Origin of the sequence: Halobellus sp. Atlit-38R, from assembly GCF_003665925.1 — an archaeon.
GTDB classification, from domain to species: domain Archaea; phylum Halobacteriota; class Halobacteria; order Halobacteriales; family Haloferacaceae; genus Haloquadratum; species Haloquadratum inordinatus.
In genome coordinates, this window is the sequence record NZ_QXIJ01000007.1 from 116,896 (window position 1) to 139,030 (window position 22,135).

Sequence of the window (22,135 nt, forward strand, 5' to 3'; positions counted from 1 at the left end):
TCCTCCCGTCGTACCTCCGTTGTGACTGAAGAATCAGGGCGTCGCAACCTACGGATGCCCCACGGAGAGGAGCTGTTTGCTGTCGTCACCGAACACAACGGTGGCAACCACGTTCGCGTTCGCTGTGCCGACGGTGAGAATCGGATGGGCCGGATTCCCGGCCGAATGAAGTACCGAACGTGGATCAACGAGGGCGACGTCGTCCTCGTCGAACCCTGGGACTGGCAGGACGAGAAGGCCAACATCGAGTGGCGCTACTCCGAGCAGGACGCCGAGCAGCTCCGCGAAGAAGGCCACATCGAGTAGTTACCGCCCTGGCGCCGATTCCGGTCGGCGATACAGCACGACCAGGACGGCGATCAACAGTAACTGAACGACTTTATCGAACAGTCCCGGCGGCGAGAAGTCCGGGGCGTTGACGAAGTACCACGCGACGATCTGTCCTGCGGTGAACGGAATGCCGAGCAGATACATCTGCCGTCGATGGAAGTCCGTCAATACGGCCGCGATGCCGCCCGCGAAGCCGATGCCGGCGATGATGAACGACCAGGCGAGCGGATTCGTCAGCGAATCGGAGGCGAGGAACGCCACACCCAGCGCTAGGTGGAGTAGGCCGGTCACCGCAGCCAGTCCGATGCCGAGCCAGTGCATACCGGTGAGCGAGTCGGTGTGTAGTGAAGTCGCTCCTGCTGTTTGTGTTGCCATACCTTCACAATGGTCGCAGATGGACTTCAATGTAGGGCTCGGTCGACGACACGGCGGATTTCACCACGGAATCGGGCCGCAGCGAAGCGATCTGCTGGCAGCGCTGGCGGGTCGTCGGCGTCGACTGCGGCGACGAGCAGGTCGACTGCCTCATTTTCCGACCCGAACAGCCGATCGTCGCGCTCGTCCAGGACCTCCCGCTGTCCGCCGCTGTCGGGGGCGAACGCGACCATTCCGGCGGCGACGTACTCCGCGACGGACATCCCGAAGTGCTCCTCGGGTTTGAGGTTCAGCCCGTACTTGTGCGTCCCCAGCAACGATTCGAGCCGCTCTCTGGACGCGTCGCGTTCGACGGTGACGTACGACCGCTCGGCCGCGGCGGCCGCGACCCGCCTGGCGTACTGCCGATAGGCGCGCGGTGCGGACCCAACAATGTGGAGATGCAGGTCGCGCCCCCGCTCGCGGACGCCGTCGACGACCCGAATTGCCGCCAACGCCCGCTTGTCGGGGGCGAGCCGGCCGACCACGACGACGCCGTCCTCCCGGTCGCGCCAGTCCCGGCCGGCGTCGATGGGATCGACCGGCGGGTGGAGGACGGTCGGCGTGACGCCGTAGCGATCGGCGACGACGTCGGCCGTCCACGCCGAGTTCGCGAGCAGCGTCACGTTGCCGGCGAACGCTGCACGCTCTCGGTCGACGAGCCCCGCGCGTTCGGGGCCGGCGAGATAGCTCCAGAGCCGGTCGAGCGGGCTCGCAGCCGCATCCCTCGATCGGTGTGCGCCGAACTGCGGGTAGTGTACGTACTGGACCGACGGGATCGACAGCGACAGTTCGTTCGCGGTGCTGACAGCGAGATCGAACGGCGCCGCGTCGCGCTCGAAGACCGCACGCAGCAGCACGCTCCGAAACGCGAGCTGTGGACCGATCGCCGGTGCGGCGGCCGATAGGGTGCGCGCGACGGTGACGCCCCCGCGCGGCACCCGCACGTCGAGCGCGTCCGCGTCGAGGTCGATCTCGAACCGCTCTGCGAGCGCTCTCGGCGTCGTCTCCGAGAGCGTATACAGCGTGACGTCGTGCTCGCGCTGGAGTGCCGCACAGACGGACAGGCAGACGACGTCGGCCCCGCCCTGGAAGTCGAGCGTGTTGTGCAGGACGGCGATCCGGGCCATAGGTCACCTTGGCTCGGCTTCCGTTATAGTCCGTTGGGCCGAAGTACCGTTTCCGGCCGCCTGCTGGGCGGCCCAGTTCTCGCTGCCGCCCGTCGAATCGCCAGCGCGCTTTTGACCCCTCCCTCCGAACGGCCGTCGATGGAGTGCGCGTTCGTCGGCGCCGGCGCTGTCGCTCGAAAGTACGCCGCTGGTCTCGCGGAGTCGTCACTGGAGCTAGCCGCCGTCTGCGATCTCGATCTCACCCGGGCCGAGACGCTGGCGAGCGCTCACGGAGCCACGGCGTACGCCGACGTCGAAGAGTTGCTCGCCGCCGAGTCGGTGCCGCTCGTCGTGAACCTCACGAGCCACGCCGCCCACGCCGACGTGACGGAACACTGCCTCCGCGCAGATCGTCACGTCTTCAGCGAGAAACCGCTCGCACTCGACGCCGACCGCGCCGCCGACCTCGTGGCGATGGCCGCGGAGCGAGAGGTGGCGCTCGGCTGTGCGCCGATCAATCACCGCTGTGACGCCCAGCGTCACGCCCGGTCGCTCCTCGGCGACGGCCGATTCGGGCCGATCCGACTGGGGTACGCCCACGCCCACGTCGGGCGCGTGACCGAGTGGCACGACTCGCCCGGTTCGTTTCTCGCTGTCGGCCCGCTGTACGACGGCGCCGTCTATCCGCTGTCGCTCCTGGTGTCCTGGTTCGGTCCAGTCGAGCGCGTTCGGCGCGCCGACGCACTCGACGTCTGGCCCGACCGTGAGGAGCGCGAACCCTCCCGACCGGCGCACGTCGAGGCGACGGTCGCATTCGAGTCCGGTCCCGTGATCCGCCTCACTGCGAGCCTGTATGCGCCCCATCGAAGCCGCGAGTTCAACAGCCTCGAACTCCACGGCGACGACGGCTCGCTGTATCTCGCAGACAGCGGCGCGCTCGCCGCCGAGCGCGGCACCGTCTCCGTCGGTGGCGCGGGTCGCTCCTACGTCGCGGCCCCGCACCCGTCACCCCGTCGAGAACGGCGGTACCTCGCGGGGCCGGAACGGCTCGCTGCGGGTGTCGAACGCGGCGACCGCTCGACTGCAGGGGCCCGTCGTGCCGCTCACGTGGTGGCTGTCTGTAACGCCATCGAGCGCGCGGCCGAGGACGGCGGCCCGATTCCCGTCGCGGGCGAGTGGACCGCGCCTCCCGAGACCGAGGCACTCTCGGCTCCGCCGGTCCGGCCGATCGCGCGCCACGCGGGCGCTCTCGATTCAATGTCCGGGTCACGACGCGCTGACACTTCGACGCCCGGGACGCGGCGCACTGACGCTCTGACTCCCGGATTCCGACAGGCAGACTCCGACTCGTCCCCGACGACCCGTGACGCCGCGATTCGACTGCCGCCGGTCGGCTTCGGCTGTTCTCGCTACCGCGACGGCGAGTACGTCGATCGAATCGAGTCGATCGCGACCGCGCTTGATGCGGGCTACCGGCTGTTCGATTCGGCCGAGCTGTACGGCAACGAATCGCGGATCGGCGACCTTCTCGACTCGCCCGGCGCGCCCGACCGCGAGGGGCTCTTTCTCCTCAGCAAGGTTTGGAACACGAATCACGAGCACGTCGCGGAGGCCTGCGAGGGAACGCTCGCGGAACTCGGTATCGACGCACTTGACGCGTATCTGCTCCACTGGCCCGACGCGTGGGCCTATCAGGGGCCGCTCTCGGACCTCGCGTCGCTGCCGCCGGCCGAACAGGAAGCGCTGACGTTCCCGACCGACGCCGACGGGGCTCCCGAAACCGCCGACGTGTCGCTCACGGGGACGTGGGAACGGATGGAGGCCCTCTACGACCGTGGTCTCACCCGATCGCTCGGCGTCTGCAACGTTTCGCTCCCCCAACTGGAGACCATCCTCGGATCCGCGCGTGTGCCCCCAGCCATCGTACAGGTCGAATCGCACCCGTATCGCCCCCGCACCGACCTGATCGAGGCGTGTCACGCCCGCGGCATCCGGGTACTCGCGCACTCGCCGCTGTCCGCGCCGGGACTGCTCGACGAGCCCGTTCTCGCCGAAATTGCGGATGAAAACGACGTCTCGCCCGCAGCAGTCGCCGTCGCATACCACGTCGACCGCGGCGTCGTCCCGATCCCCGCCAGCAACGACCCCGACCACGTCGCCGCCAACCTCGCGGCCGCGCGGCTCCGGCTCACCGACGCCGACCGCGACCGCCTGGCGACGCTCGAAGATCCGGAGTTCGAACGGTGACTGACGCGCGGACGGTCCCGGCGGCGCTCCAGCGCGAGTGGGCTGCGGTCGCCGTGACGACCGTCGTCCTCACCGCCGGCGGCGCAGCGGCGCTCGCACTCGGTATCGAAGACGCGGCAGTGTTGTTGGCGGCGCCGCTCGCTGCGCTTCCGCCGGCCGCGATCCAGTGGATCGTCCCCGCGACGACCGTCGCGGGCTTCGAACTGTGGTTCACTTACCGGCACCTGGACGCGAATCGACCTGACGAAACCGCAGGCAGGGAATCAGTGTACGAGTCGCTCGGTGCGCCGAACCTCGTGACGCTCGCCCGCGGCGTGCTGTTCGCGGCGCTCGCTGGCTTCGGCGCGGTCTCGCCCACGCCACAGGTCGCGTGGCTGCCGGCGCTCCTCTACGGCGCCGGCTGTGCGCTTGACTTCGTCGACGGCTTCCTCGCCCGGCGGACCGGCCGGACGACCCTGCTCGGCGCGAAACTCGATATGGCGTTCGACACGACGGGCTTCCTCGTCGCGCCCGTCGTCGCGGTACTGTGGGGACAACTCCCGATCTGGTACCTGTCGCTGTCGGCGGCGCGATATCTGTTCAAACTCGGTCGCGGACTGCGTCGTCGGCGCGGCCAGCCCGTCTACGACCTCCCCGACAGCGTCGTTCGCCGGCCGCTCGCGGGTCTCCAGATGGCGTTTATCACGCTCGCGCTCTCGCCGCTGCTCTCGTTCGCGCTCGTCCGTCCACTCGCGGCGGCCGTTCTCGCGCCCTCGCTCGCCGTCTTCGTCCGGGATTACCTAGTCGTTTCCGGGCGGCTGCCACGCGGCGCTATCTATAGTAGCGTTTACAACTGATCACACAGCCAATCGCACGACTGCGTGCGATTCGGTGCGTGACGATTGCCAACGCTACTATAGCGATGCGGCGCTACGCTATCCGACGGCCCGGATGAGCACGAACAGCGAGCCGACCGACGCGAGCGTCGTGAGAAACACGTTCAGCGAGGCGAACTCCGCGTCGCCACCGAGTTCCGTCGCGAACACGTACGTCGACACCGCGGTCGGGGTTCCGAGCATCACGATCGCGGCCGTGAACGTGGCGGCCTCGACCGACAGCAGCGAGAAGACGAGCCAACCGAGCGCCGGCATCAGTGCGATCTTCAGTGCGACGACGCTCCCGGTCGCGCCGAGATCGACGTTGGGCATATCGATCTGCAGCGACGCACCGACACACAGGAGCGCGATCGGCAGCGCGAGCGTCCCGAGCACGTCGAGGCCGGCGGTGACGGTCGCTGGAACCGGCAGTCCGAGCGATCCGATCGTCAGGCCCGCGATGAGCGTCGCGAGGACGGGATTGCGGATGAGGCGGTTCAGTTCGTCGCCGAGGGAGGCGTCCGCCTCGTTGATCGCGGTGAGGACGACGACAGTGAGCGGCACCTGCGTCAGCGACATCACGCCGAGGACGACGCTCGCGATCGCGGTGACCTGCTCGTCGAACGTCGCCGCGACGAGCGGGAGTCCCAGATAGCCGATGTTCGAGTGATACGACTGCACGATGGCGACGCTCTGGCGGCCGCCTGCGGACCGCTTTCGGTGGAGCCCCCACGCGACCCCGGCGGTCGCGAAGAGTACTGCGAGCAAGCCGGCGACCAGTCCCGGCGTGAGCAGTTCGTCGATCGCGCGGTCGTACGTCGAGACGAAGATGAGCGCCGGCAGCGCGACGTAGTAGGCGACGTCGTTGAGACGCTGCGTCCGATGAGTGTCGAGGACGCCCGACAAACGCAGTCCGGTCCCGACCAGGAGGAGCACGAGCAGTCCGAGCAGTCGGCCGAGGACCTCCATACGAAGGTCGAGTCCACAGAGCGTTTTACGCTGTTCGACTCGACCGTCCGTTGCCCTGTCAATCCCTTGCGTGCCTCGTTTGCAGACTCAGCACATTGCCGTACGCGATTTATGCCTCGTCCTCCGAACTGGCAGTATGGATCTGCCAGACTCTCCGACCACGCGGCGCGCCCTCCTCGGCGGGATCGGGACGATTCTCGCCGGCGGCGGCGTCGTCTACGGGGCGTCGCGTCTCGATTCGGCGTCGTCGCCGCCGCCCGACGTTCCGCTCTACAGTAGTTCAGAGACTACCGGATTCGGTATCGACCTCCAGGGTCACCCGGTGATGGGTGAGTCGAACGCGTCGGTCGATATGTACTACTGGAGCGACTACCAGTGCCCGTTCTGTCGGCGCTTCGAGCAAAATACGCTGCCGGATCTGATCGAGAACCACATCGAGACGGGCTCGATCCGGTTCGTGTTCATCGAGTATCCCTATCTCGGCGAGGCGTCGATGACGGCCGCCGTGATGGACCGCTGCGTCTGGCGAACCGTCCGCGAGGAGACGCCCGCCCGCTACTGGGAGTGGCACTCGGCCGTCTTCGACGCGCAGTCGTCTTCGAACTCCGAGTGGGCGTCGCGGGCGAACCTCCTCGACATCACCCGAGAGGTCGACGGGATCGACGCCGACGCCGTCGACGCGTGTATGCGCGAGCGCCGCGACGATATCGAGGCGTCCATCGAGACGGACGTCCAGCAGGCCAGACAGTACGGGATCCAGGGCTCGCCCGCGTTCATCGTCTACAACCGACAGACGAACGCGGCGGGACAGATGGTCGGCGCACAGCCGTACGAACGCTTCGACGAAGCCATCTCGAAGGTCAGAAACGCCTAACAAATGTCCGAGACACCACAAGACACGCATCTCGGCCGATTCGTCGCCGCGATGGCGTATCCGTTCACGTCCACCGCGCGAACGGTCGGGACGGTCGCCGTCGCGGCCGCGACGTACTGCCTGCTCGTGTTGAGTTCGTTTCCGACGTACACGATGCAGATGCTCGGGGCCGACCTCGCGTACGCCGACGACGCGCTGCTCGCGCTCACCGCGAACACCTACCAAACGATCGGCGCGCTCGGACTCGGCTTGATCGTCGTCTACGCCGTCGTGACCGGGATCGCGCTCACGACTGCGATCGGGCGCGTTCGCTACGTCGGCGTCCGCGGCGCTCGCGGGCTGTCGAGCGTCCTCCCGGGACTCGTCGCGTCGGGCTGTGCCAGCTGTGGGGCCGGCGTCCTCGGACTTCTCGGCTTCGTTGGCGCCCTCGCGACGTTGCCGTTTCACGGGAATCTGCTCCGTCTGGGCGGTCTCGTCCTCCTTCTCGGCTACCTCTCGCGAATCGGCGATCCGCGGCAGTGCTCGATCCCTGCTGCGCCGGGGTCAGAATAACGCTGGCGTCGGCCCCTGTACGACGCTGGGCTGTCGCGCACTCGTCACTCACGGCCGGCGTTCGGTCGTCACTCACGGCCGGCGTTCTGGTCGCACGCGCACGAGCCGCCTCGATACCGAAGGGCCAGCCCCAAGAGCCCGACCGTTAGCGCCGAGACGAGAATCCGAACGACGCCACCGCCGAACGCAGCCGTCGCGCCGCCGGCGACCGTCCCGCCCACCGCGCCACCGGCCGCCGGTGCCGCGAAGAGACAACAGAGACTCACGGCGCCGCCGAGACCGAGGAGCGACCAGCGAGAGTCCGAATCGGCGCTCTCGTCTTCGCTGGCCTCACACGACGGCCCGGTCATTCCGAGGGCGACCCCGACGGTTGGTCGACGCAGACCTCACACGTCCGCTGGGAGCGGACGTACAGCAGTCCGCCGAAGAACGCGACGCTCACAACGCCCAGCAGTGGTCTGAGCGGATCCAAGTAGGTCATCAGCGCCGAACTGCTGAACAGCGCGAGCAGCAGGGCGTTGCAGATCGGACAGCCGAAGGCGAGAAACCCGAGGGCGGCGCTCGCGGTCGCGGCCCCGTCCTCGCGCTGGCTGGCGGGCGTCCGCTGGAACGTGTAGAGGCCGAGAAAGCCTGCGGTGAGGGCGAGAAACAGGTAATCGAGCGGCGTCCGCGGGACCATCCGTACGTAGAGCGGATTGGGGATCAGACCGGTGACGACGCCGAAGAGGACGAACGAGCCGGCGCCGACCACCGCCGATTTGGCGATCCGCGTTCGCGATCGGTTCATATCACCCACTCTCCGATACGGACCACATAAAACGCCCCGGCTTTTTGCACCGCCGGAGAAAACGCCGCGGCCGACGTCTCCGTTCGTCACCGCCGACACGCCGAACCGTCGATGCTTTGCATCTGGCCGAAATACGGCCGATATGGAGTGGGGAAAGAGCGCGAACGCGCCCATCTTCGAGCTGCTTGCGGACGAGTACGCGCGGCGAATCCTCCTCGCGGCCGATCGGGAGCCGCGAACGGCCAAGGAACTCCGGGAGGTCTGTGACGCCTCCCTCTCGACGGTCTATCGCCGGCTCGAAACGCTCCAGGAACACGACCTCATCGACGAGCAGTCGACCGTCGGCGCGGACGGCTCACACCGGCGCCGCTTCGAGACGACGCTCGAATCGATCCACGTCGAAGTCGTCGACGGCGACCTCTCGCTGTCGATCGAGACGCGTGACGACCTCGCGGACAACTTCACGTCGCTGTGGAACGACATCCGAGACAGCACATAATGATCGACCCGCCGATCCTGGTCGTCAAACTGATCACCCTCGTGCTCAGCCTGCTCGTCGCGTACCTGGCGTATCACGGTTATCAGCGCAGTTCGAGCAGTCCGATGCTCTACGTCTCGGCCGGCTTCGTGTTCATCGGGATCGGCGCGATCTGTGAGGGCCTCATCTATCGTATGTTCGACACGTCTCTCCTCTCGGCGGCCCTCGTGCAGGCGCTCATCGTCTCCAGTGGAATGCTACTAGTACTGGCGTCGCTGACGGTGGACACGGAGTGACGCCGTCACCGGCCGATGGAGAGCGACGCCGGTCCTGCGACCCTACGTTTATCTGAAACGGCCGCGACGTGTCGGTATGACGGACCGGGCCAGGGAGTTACTCGAAGCGTACGACGTCGATCCCGAACTGATCGAGGCGCTGCTCTGGCGCTACGGTGCCGACCTCGACGTTCCGGACCCGGAAGCGCTCGACAATGTCCACGAACAGGTGTACGAGTTCCTCGCGGACGACGGCTCGCTTCGGAGCGCCCCGGACCACTACTACCGATTCGAGAACCACCCGGAGTACGGCATCCACTCCGACGCCCTGGCCACGGAACCCGACTTCGAGATCGTACTCGACGACCTCGTCGCCGAGGGACTGATCGCCCGTACGGCGGACGAACTCCCGCGCTACTCCGCGTCGTTTCACGACCTGCTACAGGAGGTCGGTCCCCGGCTCACGGCCGCGGCGGTCGATCGGCTCTGTGCGGAGTCGGGAACGAACAAGCGAGCCGTCTACTACCACATCCTGGACTCGCCGGACCTGGATCTCGACCTCGGCCGCGACGCCAACGCGGACGTCCGGTTCGACTAGGTCTTTTTGGGCCCGGTGTGTATACTCGGACAATGGACCCAGAGGGATTCACGTTCGACTTTCGCCCCGGTCGAATCGCCGTCGGCGCGGGTTGTGTCGACCAACTGGGAACGGAATTCGAACGCCAGGACCTCGACAGCGCGATGCTCGTCAGCGGGCGGACCGTCGGGACGACGCCGGCCGTCGTCGATCCGATCCGGAAAGGTCTCGGCGACCGCCTGGTCGCGGAGTTCCCCGAGACGACGCCCGCGAAGACGCTCGGGACGGCGCTCGCGGGCCTCGAACGAGCCCGAACGGAGGGTGCCGACGCCGTCGTCGCCGTCGGCGGCGGGAGCACGCTCGACACGGCGAAAGTCCTCGCCGCGCTCTCGTCGCACGGGGACTCGGCGGCTGCCGTCGCTCGGGACGCCGTCGAGACCGGGGACTTGCCTGTCGCGACCGACGGTGATCCCCTCCCGATCGTCGCCGTCCCGACGACACTCGCCGGCGCGGACCTCTCAGATCTCGCTGGCGTGACGCTCACTCTGGATCGCGACGCCGACCTCGACGGTGAACAGGCGGACGACGGCCCTCCGAGTGGAGGCGTGCGCGACCCGCGGCTGATGCCCGACGCGCTGTTTTACGACGCCGATCTCTACCGGACGACCCCGCAGTCCGTCCTCGCCGCGTCGGCGATGAACGGCTTCGACAAAGGACTCGAAATGCTCTACTCCCCGCTTTCGACTCCGATCACCGACGGGACGGCCGCGCGCGGACTTCGATTGCTCCGCTCGGGTCTTGGGACAATCCGCGAGGACCCGATGGACGCTGACCGCCTTTCCGACGCTCTCGCCGGCATCGTGGCCGTCCAGTACGGTCTCGCCGGCGCTGAAGGCTACCGGGCGTCGATCGTCCACGCGTTCGGCCACGGCTTCTCGCACGGCTACGACGTTCACCAGGGCACGATCCACGGCATCGTCGCTCCCCACGTCCTGCGCTACGTCTTCAGCGAGGTCGACGGTCGCCGGGATCTCATCGCGGAGGCGCTCGGTCTCGACGTGGCCGGACGGCCGGCCGACGTCGTGGCCGAGGCGATCGTCGACGCCGTCGCGGCCGTTCGCGACGAACTCGGCCTGCCGGGCCGCCTCCGCGACGTCGAGGGCGTCGCGCAGGGGGACTTCCCCGAGATCGCCGACGCGATCCACGCCGACGACCTGCTGGGGGTCGCGCCCGACGGCGTCGACCCGAGCGTCGCTGAAATCGCAGCAATTCTCGAACGCGCGTGGTAGTCCACTGTCGTGCGCGTGGTCGCGCTCAACTGTTCTCAGTTCCGTGGGTGGCGTCGGATTCGATCTCGGCCTCGCGGAACGCGTCGGCCAGTCGCGACTCCGTCGGGACGGCCCGACGAAACGCGGGATCGTCGATCTCGACCTCGCCGTTGACCGAGAGGAATCCGAGGCCGCCCGTCTGGGCCGCGTCTAAGTTCACGAGAAACGCGACCTTCCGCTCGGCGGCGACGCCGTCGACGGCCAGGTCGGGATCGATCGAGCCGTAGAGCCGGCGGTTCTCGAAGACGTGCTCGACACACCGTTTCGTGGGGGCAAAGAGCAAAAGCAGGTGGAGGCCGGGACCGTCGCGGCCGAGTCGCGTCCGGAGGTCGTGGGTCTCGTCGGCGTAGAAGTACCGCTCCATCCGGCGGTACTGCCTGAGGATCTCGTTGGCTCCCGACGCCATCCGGACTGCCGGATCGGCCTTCAACTCGGCGAGGTACGAGACGCGCTCGGGCGGCGACGTGCGGGCGTACACGTCCACGACGCCCCGGTTGCCGTAGTGGTCGTAGGGCTCTTCGAGGCGGACCTCGGGGTCGTCGAAGGCGGCCTCGAAGTGTTCGATCAGGGCCGTCGCCAGTTCGTCCTCCCGCATCGTCCGAGAGGACTTTCTGGGCGGATATATGCGCTCCGCTGTCGGTCTCCGGTCTGTCTTTGATGCTGTTTCCGCGCCACCTTCTTCAGTCCTGCCCGGATACTGCCGCGTATGCCCGCAGCACTCGTTCTCGCCGGCGGTCGCTCGACGCGGTTCGGCGACCGCGACAAGGCCGTTGCCGACCTCGCCGGGACGCCGATGATCCGCCGCGTCGTCGATCGGATCGCGCCGGTCGTCGACGAGGTGGTGATCAACTGCCGCGCCGAGCAGGTCGATCCGATCGCCGACGCGCTGGCCGGGAGCGACTTCGACGCGACGTTCGCGGTCGACCGCGACCCCGACGAGGGACCGATGGCCGGCATCGCGCGCGGTCTCGAAGCGGTCTCGGCCGAGTACGCGTTCGTCGTCGCCTGCGATATGCCGTTCGTCGATCCCGACTTCGCCGCGTACCTCTTCGAGCGGGCCGCAGGACGCGACGCCGCCGTCCCGCGTCCCGACGAGTGGTATCAGACGACCCAGGCTGTCTACCGGACCGAACCGATGGCCGCCGCCTGTCGACGCGCGCTCGACCGCGGCGAGCACCGCATCGTCGCGCCGCTCTCGGAACTCGACGACGTCGTCGTCGACGCGACCGAGATCGAACGGGTCGCGTCGCTCGACACCTTCGAGAACGTCAATACGCCCGAAGAGTTCGCGACGGCGACCGAACGCCTGCGCGATGAGTGACCCCGAGGTCCCGGCTAACTCGGCGGAAGGGTCTAACGATCTTCTCATAGGGACTATCGTAAGTCCGCATAGATTTCTCGCTGGACGGTACGGCGAGAATCCCCGAACAGTTACGATAATCCCTATCAGACGATGTCGACGAGGGGCTCGTCGGCGCGCATCTCCGCGAGCACGACGTGCGGGACGTCGACTCGTTCGTGGATCTCCGCGGCGATCTCGCGGGCCGTCGCTTCGAGACTCTCGTCGTCGACCATGTTGAGTAGCGGAATCATCGTCGCGCCGTCCGGAAGCCCCTTCCGTCCGCCCTCGTCGCTCGCGAGCACCGTCGCGACGTCGGCCGGGGTGATCTCATCGCCGGGCTCCAGTCCGGTGAGCCTGGCGACCTCGTCGACCCGGTGGACGATCTCCTCGGAGAGCGGTTCGCCAACGACGTGCGCGCTCGCGATCGACACCACCGTGTCCGCTGTTCTCGGCAGTCGCGGCTCGTGTTCGTCGGGCGCTTTGAACTTCCGCATCCGCGCGCCGTCGGCCTTGACGAACACGGGAAGGTCGAACTCGCTTAGGCGGTCGATTTCTTCCGGGTCGTAGCCGTAGTATCGGTCTTCGCGCTCCCGTTCGGGCACGACGCCGAGTGCCCACTCACCGTCACCCTCGCGTTCGATCTGCGAGCGGACGGCGTCGACCGGATCAGGCGTGACCGCGACGCGGTCGACCCACTCGTCGAAAATCGGGATGCGAACCGTCGCGGTGACGATCGATCGGTCGAGCCGATCGGCGAGGGTCTTCATCGTCGTCTTCTTACCGCCTGCGCCGACGACGCAGGTCGTCCCCGTTGCCGCGTCGAGTGCTGTGACGATGTCCATACACGGTTCTCTCGGTGTGGGATGATCAATCGTGCGCTTCGCTCGGTCGGCCGCGGGATCGACGGCTGGATTGTAGTGCTGCACGCCCCCACCCCAGCGACGCTTCGGCCGGTTACGAAAGTTGTGCGGCGATGTCCGTCGAGGAGACCATCCCAACGGGGTCGTCGTCGACGACCGGCAGGTGACTGATGCCGAAGTTCTCCATCATCGCCGCGGCCTCCGTCAGGCGAAGTTCCGGCGGTACCGTCTCGACGGACTCGGTCATCACCTCACGAACGGACGTTTCGGCGGGGTCGTGATCGTTGGCGATCGCATCCAGAACGTCGGTGCTCGTGACGATCGCGATTTCGGTCGTCGGGACGAGCAGCGCGTTGATATCCTTCTCGCGCATCGCTTTGGCCGCCTCGACCAGCGTCGCGTCCGGACTGATCGTCTCGATCGGTTTCGACATCACGTCTTCGACAAGCGTCTGCCCAGTTGCCATACCCTTCCAAACGACCACCGGGGATTTTGACCTTTCGTCACAGACGCGCCACGTTTTGGCGGTCTCTCATAGTGATTACTCTCACTGTGTACCGCCGAGCGCCACTCCCGGTGGCGATGGTCGGCGGTAAGAGACGAGAGTAATCATTATCACTCCTCGCTCGCGCTCAGGGCAACGCGTCCGAGAGCATATGCCGGAGCGGACCCTTGGCCGTCTCGTTCTGTAAATTCAGCGCCGGGCAGTCGGTGAGTTTCTCGACTAAGTTGATGCCTGCGGTCGTGTTCGTCGCGATGCCCGCCACGAGATCGGGCGAATGTCCGAACGCCTCCTCGATTCCGACGACGGCGTAGGGATCCGACGCACACAGCAGCGTGAACGCGACCTGATCGTCGAGCAGATCGACCGCGGCCGCTCCGTTGTACGGTTCGAGCGGGCTCGCGCCGACCTCCGCGACGATCACGTCGGCCTGCCGCTCCTGGATGCGACTCAGAACCGACTGGATCGACTCCCGGAAGGTCTCCTCGGGGACGACCGTCGTCGGGAGGCCGGCGTCGACGAAGTCGTACACGGATTCCGCACCCGCGACGCTCATCGAGAGCGCGTCGTTGTACGTCCCCGCGCCCGTCAGTTTACAGCCTGCGACCTCGTATCCCTGCTCGATTAGGACGCGGATGATCACGCGGGCGCTCAACGTCTTGCCCGCGGACATACTCGTCCCGAGGACGAGGATGACGGGCGTGTCGAGTTCGGCCTGCGGCGCGTCGATCCGGTAGTCCCGCATTCGTACGACCTCCTCGTCGATCACGACGTGGCCCTCGTATTCGATCTCGATCGGCGACGGGGCGTACGCCGAGACGGACGTGGCGCGCCCGAGGACGCCGCCGCCGGTCAAGATGTCCATCTGTCCGTCGTCGCCGACGTCCTCCCAGCCGCCGACGAACCCGCGGGTCGCCCGTCGCGTGCCGAGCGCGCCGACGATGGTCTCTCCCTCTATCAACTCGACGCGGCGACCCTGTGGATTCTCCAGTCGGGCCTCGGGCGCGGGCCGGCGGGTGACGCGCGCGAGCACGTAGTCGCCGGTCTCCCACGCTGACTGTGGCCGCTCTTCGACGTCGTACTCTCGGTCTTCGAGGTCCGCGATCCGCGTCACGGACGCGTGCACGTCTGCGTTCATCGGTTGCCCCCGTCGTCGTTCTCGCTGGCTCCTTTCGCGGTCCCTTCGTTCCCGTCTATGTACTCTGCAGGGTCGTCAGGAAGCGGCTCGTCGAGCAGGCAACTCGTCAGCAGCGCGACCCGATCCGCGAGCGCGTCGAGGTCGACGTACTCGAACGTCTGGTGGGCGCCGTCGCCGACGGCCCCGAAGCCATCGATCGTCGGCGCGTACTGGCTGGCGTCGTTGCCGTCGCTGGCTCCGCCCGAGCGAGTTCCTTCCAGATCGAATCCGAACCGCCGCCCGATCGCCTGCACGCGCTCCCAGAGCAACCGGTTGCCCGGCGTCAACTCCATCGGCGGCCGACCGAATCCGCCATCGATCGTGAGCGTGGTGCCGGGCGTCGACGCCTCCAGCGACCGTATCTGTTCCTCAACGGCCGTGGCGGCCTCCTCGGTCGGGGCGCGCACGTCGACCACGGCCTTCGCCCCCGGCGCGACGACGTTCGGGCGGAGTCCGGCCTCCACCTGGCCCACGTTCACGGTGACTCCGGAGTCGATATCGGTGAGTTCGTGGAGTCGTTGGATGACGTTCCCGAGTTCCTCGGTCGCGCTCGCGCCCTCCTCGGGTTCGATGCCGGCGTGCGCCGCTTTGCCCTCGATCGTCACCGTGAAGCGGCCGACTGCCTTCCGCGCGATCTTGATTTTGCCCTCGGGACCGCTCGCGGGTTCGAGCACGAAAACCCGGTTGGCCTGCTCTGCGAGTTCGCGGATGCGCGCTTTGGACTCGGGGCTGCCGATCTCCTCGTCGCTGGAGACGAGCACGTGCACCGGCAGCGACGGCTCCAGCGAGAGCGAATCGAGGGCGCGCAGCGCGAACACCGCCTGGGTCAGCCCGCCCTTCATATCCAGCGCGCCCGGACCTTCGAGCACGTCCGTCCGACGCTCCGGCGGGTCCTCGTCGATCGTCCCGAGCGGCCAGACCGTGTCCGCGTGCCCGAGCACGAGCTGGATCTCGTCGGCGGGCTCTCGGTCGGGCGTCCACGCCTCCAGTCGCCCGCCTGTCTCCCCGCCGGGGGAGCGCTCGGTCTCTAAGCCCGCCTCCCGGAAGTCGTCCCCGAGTCGGTCGAAAAACGCGTCGAACGTCTCGGGGTTCTCACTCGGCGTCTCGATCTCGACCAGGTCGAGGAGGTGCTCGGCGACGTCGTCGCGGTGGCCTCCTACCCAGTCTTCGATTCGTTGCTCGACGGGCCCGTCGTGGTTTGATGCAGATGCAGTCATTTCTCGAACCCCTCCGGGAACGGGAACGCCTGCGTCTCGCTGACGCTCGCGAAGCGGTCGGGATAGAGATACGTCATCACCGGCGCGCGTTCGAGCACCGATTCGGGCTCCTCGCCGGCGGCGTGGTAGGCGTCGCTGTGGACGTACTTGCCCACGATCTCGCCGGCCACGAGCGCATTCTCACCGAACTTGTCGACGGTCTGCAGCAGCTCACACTCCAGTACCGCGTAAGCGTCTTTCACTGCGGGCGCGTCGACGGCGTCGGCGTCGACCGTCTCGATCTCGGTCAGCGAGGGCTTCGAGCCGTCGTCGTCCCGGGGTCCGGCAGCCAGACTGGCTTCGAGGACGTTCTCCGGTCTGGGATAGCTGACGGTGAACTCTCCCGTCCGCTTGGCGTTCTGGTACGTGCTGTGCGCGGGCGTACAGACGAACCCGAAGTAGTCCGACCACCCCAGCGGGAAGGCCATATGCTTCGGCGCGAGGTCGCCTGAACCATCGGGTTCGCGCGTGCCGACGATCACGAGGGGCGACGCTGTGTACACCGTCTCGAAGAACGGTTGGTCGGGCTGTAACGCGCGGAGGTCGGGATCGTCGGACAGAGTCATCGGCGGTCTGCCGTAATATGTCACTCACGGGAAAAACCGGTTTCGGTGATTCACGGGAAAAACCGGTTTCGGTGATTCACGGGAAAAACCGGTTTCGGTGATAGAGATACGAGCGCACACCCCCGTCTTCCCGTGAGTGACGAGTGTTCCGACGTGCTGTCGGAACCGAGGAGCGAACAGGCGGGGGTCAAGCGGACACTCTGTGGGAAAAACCACCGGACTGTGGTCGGACTGGGTGACCGACCGAAAGTTTTTGCCGTGGCCCAACCTACCAGAAACTGCTACGGAATCGGTGAGATGCTGGCCCCCAACAGACAAGGGGCGGTGACGAACGCGGTCTGTTCGTCACACGGCAATGACATCGATTCCGATGGGGCCTGCGTGACCGGGCCACAGCCCTATAACGAGGGCGAAAACGAGAGTTCCGCCGGTATGCTGCCGGTTCCCTCTGAGTGCGGGTTGGAACCAGAACGGTCTGTTTCGGCAGGCCGGTCATCCGGTGGCCGGATGCCACGGCCTTCAGGCCGTGGAGGAGGTCACTCTTATCCACGTGGTTTCGCTGGCGCCGAGAGCACTCTCCCTCCTCAGCGGCGACGCCTCGGCGCCGCCACGTCAGTCGTCGTAGCGCTTGCGTTCCTGCGTCGGATGGTCTTTGATGTAGACCTTCGTCTGGTCGGGGATGTCCTCGGTGATCCAGGAGTTCGCGCCGATGCTGACGTGGTCGCCGACCTCGATCGCGCCGAGTACCTTGGTTCCGGCGCCGATGACGACATGGTCACCGATGTCGGGATGTCGCTTGTAGCCCTTCTTCAGCGCGTGTTCGTCGCCCTCTTCCTCCTCGAAGTGGAGCGCGCCGAGCGTGACGTCCTGATAGAGGCGGACCCACTCGCCGACGGTCACAGTCTCGCCGATGACGACGCCGGTGCCGTGGTCGATGAAGAAGTACTCGCCGATCTCCGCGCCGGGGTGGATGTCGATCCCCGTCTGGGTCTTCGCGTACTCGGTCAGTTCGCGGGCGTACTCGGCCGCGCCGATGTCGTAGAGCACGTGAGCGACCCGCTGGATCATAATCGCCTGGAATCCGGGGTACGACCGGATGATCTCCATATACGTCTTCGCTGCCGGGTCACCCTTGTACGCGGCCTCGACGTCCTTCTTCAGCAGTCGGCGGATCTCGGGGAGGCTGTCGAGCAGCGCCGCGACGGTCTCGTTCGGCCGGCCGTCCGAGTAAGGGCAGACGCCCGACTTCACGAGGCTCCCGAGTTCGTCGAGCCGATCGACGATCGCCAGTTCGTCGCGGACGAGTTCGGGCGCGTTCCAGGCGGTCGGAAAGAACAGTTCCTGCAGCAGCGAGATCTCCCGTCGGGAGTGATCGCGCTCCGGGAAGCACGCCGTCACGCTGGACGGGAACGGGTCCGTGTCGTCGTGATACGAGGCGTACAACCGCTCGTGGGCGTCGCCGGCGTACCGGTATTCCATAGTGCCGATTGTCGCCAGGTGCCTATTATAGTAGCGCTTGCCGACAGACAGGCCGTTATTGGCGCTCGAAATCCAGTTCCTCGACGCGCTCGCGCGGGGAGTTGGTTTCGGCGTCGCGGTCGTGTCACCTTTCGGCGTCGTGGGCGTGTCCCACCCCAGTCCCACGGTCGTGCGCCGACGACCGCAGGCCGCACAAGTGTTTTTGTTCGGTGCACACAATATCGACGTGACTGCGCGACCGACCAACCCTCTCTCACTCAAATCAATGGACCCAGAAGACGAACGCGCGTGGAAGCAGGCCGTAGAGCAGAACCGAGAGCGGAAGGAGCGGTACTTCCGTGAGAATCAGCGCTCGCCGATTCCGCCGGAACTTCGCGGTGCGGACTTCCCCGGCCTCGACTACTACGAAGTCGATTCCGACTATCGGTACGAACTGGAGCTCGAACGCTACGACGACCCCGAGACGGTCACCGTCGAGACCACGGCCGACGGCGAGCAGACGTACCGCCGCGTCGGCCAGTTCCGCTTCGAGGTCGACGGCAACGAGGTATCGCTCGACGCCTTCGAGCCGACAGACGGGAGCGATCGACTGTGGGTGCCGTTCCGCGATGCGACGAGCGGCGACGAGACCTACGGCGCCGGCCGGTACATCGATCTCGAACCGGAGGAGAACAAGATCGGCGACGACACCTGGGTGCTGGACCTGAACCGGGCGTACAACCCGACGTGCGCGTACAACCCGGCGTACGAGTGCCCGCTCGTGCCGTCGTCGAACTGGCTCGACGTGCCGATCGAGGCCGGCGAACGCGACTTCCCGGCCGACATCTACGGCGATCACTGAGGCACTGCGGCCACCGCTGACGGCTCTTTTCGAGGGCGAATTACGCGCCCTTCGACCACTACGCGCTCGCTGACCGGTCGTCGTCGCGGGCGCGTCGCGCTTGACCCGTGAGCGCCGTCGCCGCGAGGAGGAGGCACGCCGTCGGGAGGACGAAGTACCAGCCGATGCTCATCAGTCCGATGACCGAGACGACCGTCCCGACGAGGGCGGTGCCCCAGAGCAGGCGACGACGGCCGGTCCAAACCGCTCCGACGCCGACGACCACAACCGCGAGGAGCACCATCGCCCACGCGAAGAACGTGGCGGCGTTGCCGCCGCCGTTTCCGAGCAGGTAGTCGATCCCGGAGCCACAGGTGCGACTGACGGCGCTCGTCCCGTCGCTCGATGCCATTCGTTCGGTCCGGCAGTAGATCGGACCGAACGCGCCGAGCATACTGAGTACGCCAGCGAGACCGCTGAGGGCTGCGACGACGCCCGCGGTGCGGGCGACGCCCTGGAGGGAGGGGCGGAGACCCATAGCCGGAAATTCTCAAACGAGAGATAAATACGTTCGCCCCAGCGGCAGATTGATATCTGGATTACACGAAGTCTCTACTTCTTGAGTAGCACCGCGGCGAGGACCGCGCCACTGACGAGGAACGCGCCGCTGACGATGGCGCCCATCGCGATGGAGCCGAAGCCGGTGCCGGTCGTTCCGGTCGCGGCCGGTGTCTGTGTCGCGGGCGAGGCGTCCGCGGTGTCTGCTGCCGACGTCGTCGGTGTGTCGGCCGCCTGAACGACGAGACTCCCCACGTCGGCGGGCCGGGCGGTCCGTTCGCCGCCGGCGTACAGGGATACGTCGTACGTCGCCGGGTCGAGCATCGAATCGAGCGACGTCTCCGAGCGCACCTCCACGCTATCGCCGCCGGAGGTGCTGAGCGTCTCGCCACCGCGCCCGGCGAGCGAGGTGTCGACGTAGAGGACGGCCTGTCCGTCGCCGTCCTCGTCGCGGACGAGCGCTTCGAGTTCGTAGTTGGATTTGGTCTCGTTCCCGAGCACCACGACCGCTTCGTCGCGCTCGTCGAAGGTGAGCGGGATCGCTGCCACGCCGCCAGCGTCGACGACGAAGATGTTCTCACCGAACGCGACCGGAGCCGTCGCCTGGGCCGTCTGCGTCGGCGTCGGCGTCTGTTCGGGAATCGGCGTCGGCGTTCCGCTCGGCGGGGTCTCGGCGCAGTCACCCTCGCAGGCGACCACCTCGCCGTCGACCGCTGCCTCGGCGGAGCCGTCCTCAAAGCGGGCGCTCAGCGCAAAGGTGTTACCGGCGTACTGTTCCGAGAAGTCGAACGCGACCGCCCACGTCCCGTTCTCGGTCACGACGCCAGTCGCCCTCTTCAGGAATCGCGGCGTGGTGTCGCCGGACGAGCGGACGCGAACGAGCACTTCGGTCCCCACCGGGGCGTCCGCTGTTCCGCGCACAACCTGTGACGTTCCGTTCGCGACGGTCACGCGGTCGCCGTCGTGCTCGACAGTGATCGCCGAGTCCGCGGTGGCAGACGCCGTCGCGGTCGACTCCGCGGCGGCCGGCGACGCGAGGACCGCGGGTCCGAGTGCCGCAGTCAGAACGACGAGCGCGAGCAGTATCGGCCGGGTGCTACGCATCCGTTACCTCCGCTGGTCGGGCCGTCTCGCCGCTCGACGGCTCGATCGACTGCACTGCAACGTCCGTTCGCACTAATCTGGAGGGCATACAGGCCCACTGACGAGTGCATCCGATTAAGAATACCCGATAACTTCGAGAGCGGTTTACGCTACTTGTGGATCCGGGAGATTCAAACGTCAGCGGACTGGAGTATCGACGTCGTGACGAGTGACCGACGGGACGGACCCGGGTTTCGCGTCAGCCGCCGCCGCGCGCTGACGGTCGGCGGTGCGGCGGCGTTGAGCGTGTTGAGCGCGCGCGGACTGTCCGTCGCCACAAGTTCAGCGAACCGTTCGGATGACCGCCCAGAGCGCGGTGCGCCCGGGGACGACGCCGACCCGATCCGCCGCGTTCACGACGCTGGCGTCACCGGTTCGGGGGTTCGCGTCGCCGTTCTCGATCCGACCGGCTTCGACCCCACGCACGCGGCGCTCGCTGGCGCAGTCGCAGACATCAGACAGTTCGGCGCCGAACGCGCCGTCGTCGACCGGACGACACACGGCACTGCCGCGGCGGCGTCGGTTGCTCGCCTCGCGCCCGACGCGCGCGTCCTCCTCGCCTCGTTCCGCACGCCCGAGGAGTTCGTCGCGGCCATCGACTGGTGCCGCACGGGCGATGTCGATGTCGTACTCGCGCCGGTTGCGGCCCACGGAACCGCGGCGACGCCACAATCGGACGTGTACCGTGCGACGCGACGGGCGATCGACTCGGGAACCGTCGTCGTGGCTCCGACCGGAAACGCTGCGCTCGGACACTGGCGCGGGCCGTACGCCGCACTGGCCGGCGACGGCCCGGACAGCCGCCGGCGACTTCGAATCACGGCGCTGTCGGCCGCCGATTCTCTTTCCGGTCGTTTCCTCGCGTGGCTCGTCACCAACCCCTCGCTGGGCGTCGATCTGACGCTCGCACTCTTGCGCGCCGTCGACGGCGGCGAGCGCTGGAACCTCGTCGCCGTCTCCCAGCCCGTCGCGTCGCGGGCTGGGCAGCGACTCGTCGCCGACCTCTCGGACGCCGAGTACGCGCTCGTCGTCCGCCCGGCTGGCCGAACGTCCTCGTTTTCGCCGTCTGCAGAGAGGGACTCGGCGGCCGGCACCGGTCGCGTCGAAGTGACGACGCCCACGCACGCGCTCTCCCCCGCGCGACCGCTCGGGAGCATCGCCGCCCCAGCGAGCGTCCCTGGCGTCGTTGGCGTCGGCGTCACTGAGACCGATCGCGACGCAGCGCCTCCGGGGCACGCGACCGCGACTGCCTCGGACGCCGCGCTTCCCGACCCCGTTTCGCCGTACAGCGGACGTGGACCGACGCCCCAGGGTGGTGTCGGCGTCGACGTGGTTGCGCCGCCGCGCCCGTGGGTCGCTGACGGTCGCCCGGGGACGTCGGCGGCGGCAGCACGCGCCGCCGGCGTGGCGGCGCTGCTTCGCGGTATCGACCCGGCGCTCTCGCCCCGCGACGTCACCGAGGTGCTACGTCGCTCGGCCGGGGATCTCGGCCGTTCAGGTCGGGATCTCTCCAGCGGCTGGGGCCGACTCGACGTCGTCGCCGCCGTCCAGCGGGTACGCGCTCGGTAACGGCGGGGCCCGCATCGCTCGCCCCTGCTTTTCTACGACTCAAAGAGCCGCTTAAGTTACGCGGACATT

Annotated in this window: 26 protein-coding genes; 12 read left to right on the forward strand and 14 right to left on the reverse strand. The window is 67.4% G+C overall.

Translation table 11 applies throughout. The annotated features are described in order from the left end of the window. The first annotated feature begins 21 nt into the window (after positions 1-21). Positions 22-306 (forward strand): translation initiation factor eIF-1A, encoded by a 285-nt coding sequence (eif1A, locus tag D3D02_RS11370; RefSeq protein WP_121570109.1) that lies wholly within the window; start codon positions 22-24, stop codon positions 304-306. On the opposite strand, the gene D3D02_RS11375 is transcribed toward eif1A, so the two are convergent. Beyond that, entirely contained in the window at positions 307-705 is a 399-nt protein-coding gene (locus tag D3D02_RS11375) for a hypothetical protein (protein WP_121570110.1), read from the reverse strand. It lies immediately after the preceding gene. 26 nt (positions 706-731) lie between these two features. Further along, entirely contained in the window at positions 732-1,874 is a 1,143-nt protein-coding gene (locus tag D3D02_RS11380) for a glycosyltransferase (protein WP_121570111.1), read from the reverse strand. A gap of 138 nt (positions 1,875-2,012) precedes the next feature. On the opposite strand from D3D02_RS11380, the gene D3D02_RS11385 reads away from it, so the two are divergent. Both D3D02_RS11385 and D3D02_RS11390 read left to right on the forward strand, forming a co-directional pair. Beyond that, the gene (locus tag D3D02_RS11385) at positions 2,013-4,100 is read left to right on the forward strand and encodes an aldo/keto reductase (protein ID WP_121570112.1); all 2,088 of its coding nucleotides are present in this window, start codon (positions 2,013-2,015) and stop codon (positions 4,098-4,100) included. Beyond that, positions 4,097-4,936 (forward strand): CDP-alcohol phosphatidyltransferase family protein, encoded by an 840-nt coding sequence (locus D3D02_RS11390; protein WP_121570113.1) that lies wholly within the window; start codon positions 4,097-4,099, stop codon positions 4,934-4,936. Before D3D02_RS11385 ends, D3D02_RS11390 begins: the two co-directional genes overlap by 4 nt. Positions 4,937-5,014: 78 nt before the next feature. Here the strand turns inward: D3D02_RS11390 and D3D02_RS11395 are convergent, their stop codons facing one another. Then, positions 5,015-5,923 carry an AEC family transporter gene (locus tag D3D02_RS11395; RefSeq protein ID WP_121570114.1) on the reverse strand — a complete coding sequence of 303 codons (909 nt, stop codon included), beginning with the start codon at positions 5,921-5,923 and terminating at the stop codon, positions 5,015-5,017. 136 nt (positions 5,924-6,059) lie between these two features. On the opposite strand from D3D02_RS11395, the gene D3D02_RS11400 reads away from it, so the two are divergent. Together D3D02_RS11400 and D3D02_RS11405 are read left to right on the forward strand one after the other, a co-directional pair. Then, entirely contained in the window at positions 6,060-6,797 is a 738-nt protein-coding gene (locus D3D02_RS11400) for a thioredoxin domain-containing protein (protein ID WP_199723068.1), read from the forward strand. A gap of 3 nt (positions 6,798-6,800) precedes the next feature. Continuing rightward, a complete protein-coding gene (locus D3D02_RS11405; protein WP_121570115.1) occupies positions 6,801-7,349 on the forward strand; it encodes a hypothetical protein in 549 nt (182 codons plus the stop codon). 68 nt (positions 7,350-7,417) lie between these two features. Here D3D02_RS11405 and D3D02_RS11410 read toward each other — a convergent pair whose 3' ends face one another. Together D3D02_RS11410 and D3D02_RS11415 are read right to left on the reverse strand one after the other, a co-directional pair. Continuing rightward, positions 7,418-7,699, reverse strand: coding sequence for a hypothetical protein (locus tag D3D02_RS11410; RefSeq protein WP_121570116.1), 282 nt, complete (start codon positions 7,697-7,699; stop codon positions 7,418-7,420). Next, complete coding sequence (locus tag D3D02_RS11415; protein WP_121570117.1) at positions 7,696-8,136, reverse strand: hypothetical protein; 441 nt, start codon at positions 8,134-8,136, stop codon at positions 7,696-7,698. The genes D3D02_RS11410 and D3D02_RS11415 overlap by 4 nt, the downstream gene beginning before the upstream one ends. 142 nt (positions 8,137-8,278) lie before the next feature. Here D3D02_RS11415 and D3D02_RS11420 point away from each other — a divergent pair, with 142 nt between their 5' ends. The 4 genes from D3D02_RS11420 (at position 8,279) to D3D02_RS11435 (ending at position 10,755) form a co-directional block, all read left to right on the forward strand. Then, on the forward strand, positions 8,279-8,635 hold the full coding sequence (locus tag D3D02_RS11420; protein WP_121570118.1) for a helix-turn-helix domain-containing protein: 357 nt from the start codon (positions 8,279-8,281) through the stop codon (positions 8,633-8,635). Continuing rightward, positions 8,635-8,910: a hypothetical protein gene (locus D3D02_RS11425; RefSeq protein ID WP_199723069.1), complete on the forward strand. Its 276-nt coding sequence runs from the start codon at positions 8,635-8,637 to the stop codon at positions 8,908-8,910. Before D3D02_RS11420 ends, D3D02_RS11425 begins: the two co-directional genes overlap by 1 nt. 76 nt (positions 8,911-8,986) lie before the next feature. Beyond that, positions 8,987-9,487 carry a hypothetical protein gene (locus D3D02_RS11430; protein ID WP_121570119.1) on the forward strand — a complete coding sequence of 167 codons (501 nt, stop codon included), beginning with the start codon at positions 8,987-8,989 and terminating at the stop codon, positions 9,485-9,487. Between the two features lie 32 nt (positions 9,488-9,519). After that, positions 9,520-10,755, forward strand: a complete 1,236-nt coding sequence (locus D3D02_RS11435) for an iron-containing alcohol dehydrogenase family protein (protein WP_121570120.1) — start codon at positions 9,520-9,522, stop codon at positions 10,753-10,755. A gap of 25 nt (positions 10,756-10,780) precedes the next feature. Here the strand turns inward: D3D02_RS11435 and D3D02_RS11440 are convergent, their stop codons facing one another. Continuing rightward, positions 10,781-11,389, reverse strand: coding sequence for a hypothetical protein (locus D3D02_RS11440; RefSeq protein ID WP_121570121.1), 609 nt, complete (start codon positions 11,387-11,389; stop codon positions 10,781-10,783). 111 nt (positions 11,390-11,500) lie between these two features. Here D3D02_RS11440 and D3D02_RS11445 point away from each other — a divergent pair, with 111 nt between their 5' ends. Further along, a complete protein-coding gene (locus tag D3D02_RS11445) occupies positions 11,501-12,115 on the forward strand; it encodes a molybdenum cofactor guanylyltransferase (RefSeq protein WP_121570122.1) in 615 nt (204 codons plus the stop codon). A gap of 125 nt (positions 12,116-12,240) precedes the next feature. On the opposite strand, the gene yqeC is transcribed toward D3D02_RS11445, so the two are convergent. From yqeC to epsC, 6 genes are all read right to left on the reverse strand, one after another. After that, positions 12,241-12,978 (reverse strand): selenium cofactor biosynthesis protein YqeC, encoded by a 738-nt coding sequence (gene yqeC / locus D3D02_RS11450; protein ID WP_121570123.1) that lies wholly within the window; start codon positions 12,976-12,978, stop codon positions 12,241-12,243. Between the two features lie 112 nt (positions 12,979-13,090). Beyond that, the gene (locus D3D02_RS11455) at positions 13,091-13,462 is read right to left on the reverse strand and encodes a cyclic nucleotide-binding/CBS domain-containing protein (RefSeq protein WP_199723070.1); all 372 of its coding nucleotides are present in this window, start codon (positions 13,460-13,462) and stop codon (positions 13,091-13,093) included. Between the two features lie 166 nt (positions 13,463-13,628). Next, complete coding sequence (locus tag D3D02_RS11460; protein WP_121570124.1) at positions 13,629-14,636, reverse strand: DUF1611 domain-containing protein; 1,008 nt, start codon at positions 14,634-14,636, stop codon at positions 13,629-13,631. Further along, entirely contained in the window at positions 14,633-15,892 is a 1,260-nt protein-coding gene (locus D3D02_RS11465; RefSeq protein WP_121570125.1) for a M20 family metallopeptidase, read from the reverse strand. The genes D3D02_RS11460 and D3D02_RS11465 overlap by 4 nt, the downstream gene beginning before the upstream one ends. Continuing rightward, the gene (locus D3D02_RS11470; RefSeq protein ID WP_121570126.1) at positions 15,889-16,497 is read right to left on the reverse strand and encodes a flavin reductase family protein; all 609 of its coding nucleotides are present in this window, start codon (positions 16,495-16,497) and stop codon (positions 15,889-15,891) included. The genes D3D02_RS11465 and D3D02_RS11470 overlap by 4 nt, the downstream gene beginning before the upstream one ends. 612 nt (positions 16,498-17,109) lie before the next feature. Further along, positions 17,110-17,976 (reverse strand): serine O-acetyltransferase EpsC, encoded by an 867-nt coding sequence (gene epsC, locus D3D02_RS11475; RefSeq protein ID WP_121570127.1) that lies wholly within the window; start codon positions 17,974-17,976, stop codon positions 17,110-17,112. 265 nt (positions 17,977-18,241) lie between these two features. Here epsC and D3D02_RS11480 point away from each other — a divergent pair, with 265 nt between their 5' ends. Further along, positions 18,242-18,817 carry a DUF1684 domain-containing protein gene (locus tag D3D02_RS11480; protein WP_121570189.1) on the forward strand — a complete coding sequence of 192 codons (576 nt, stop codon included), beginning with the start codon at positions 18,242-18,244 and terminating at the stop codon, positions 18,815-18,817. A gap of 58 nt (positions 18,818-18,875) precedes the next feature. Here D3D02_RS11480 and D3D02_RS11485 read toward each other — a convergent pair whose 3' ends face one another. Beyond that, positions 18,876-19,334, reverse strand: coding sequence for a hypothetical protein (locus D3D02_RS11485; RefSeq protein ID WP_121570128.1), 459 nt, complete (start codon positions 19,332-19,334; stop codon positions 18,876-18,878). 74 nt (positions 19,335-19,408) lie between these two features. Then, on the reverse strand, positions 19,409-20,458 hold the full coding sequence (locus D3D02_RS20295; protein ID WP_158599358.1) for a BGTF surface domain-containing protein: 1,050 nt from the start codon (positions 20,456-20,458) through the stop codon (positions 19,409-19,411). A 201-nt stretch (positions 20,459-20,659) separates the two neighbouring features. On the opposite strand from D3D02_RS20295, the gene D3D02_RS11490 reads away from it, so the two are divergent. After that, complete coding sequence (locus tag D3D02_RS11490) at positions 20,660-22,066, forward strand: S8 family serine peptidase (protein ID WP_158599359.1); 1,407 nt, start codon at positions 20,660-20,662, stop codon at positions 22,064-22,066. Positions 22,067-22,135 lie beyond the last annotated feature (69 nt).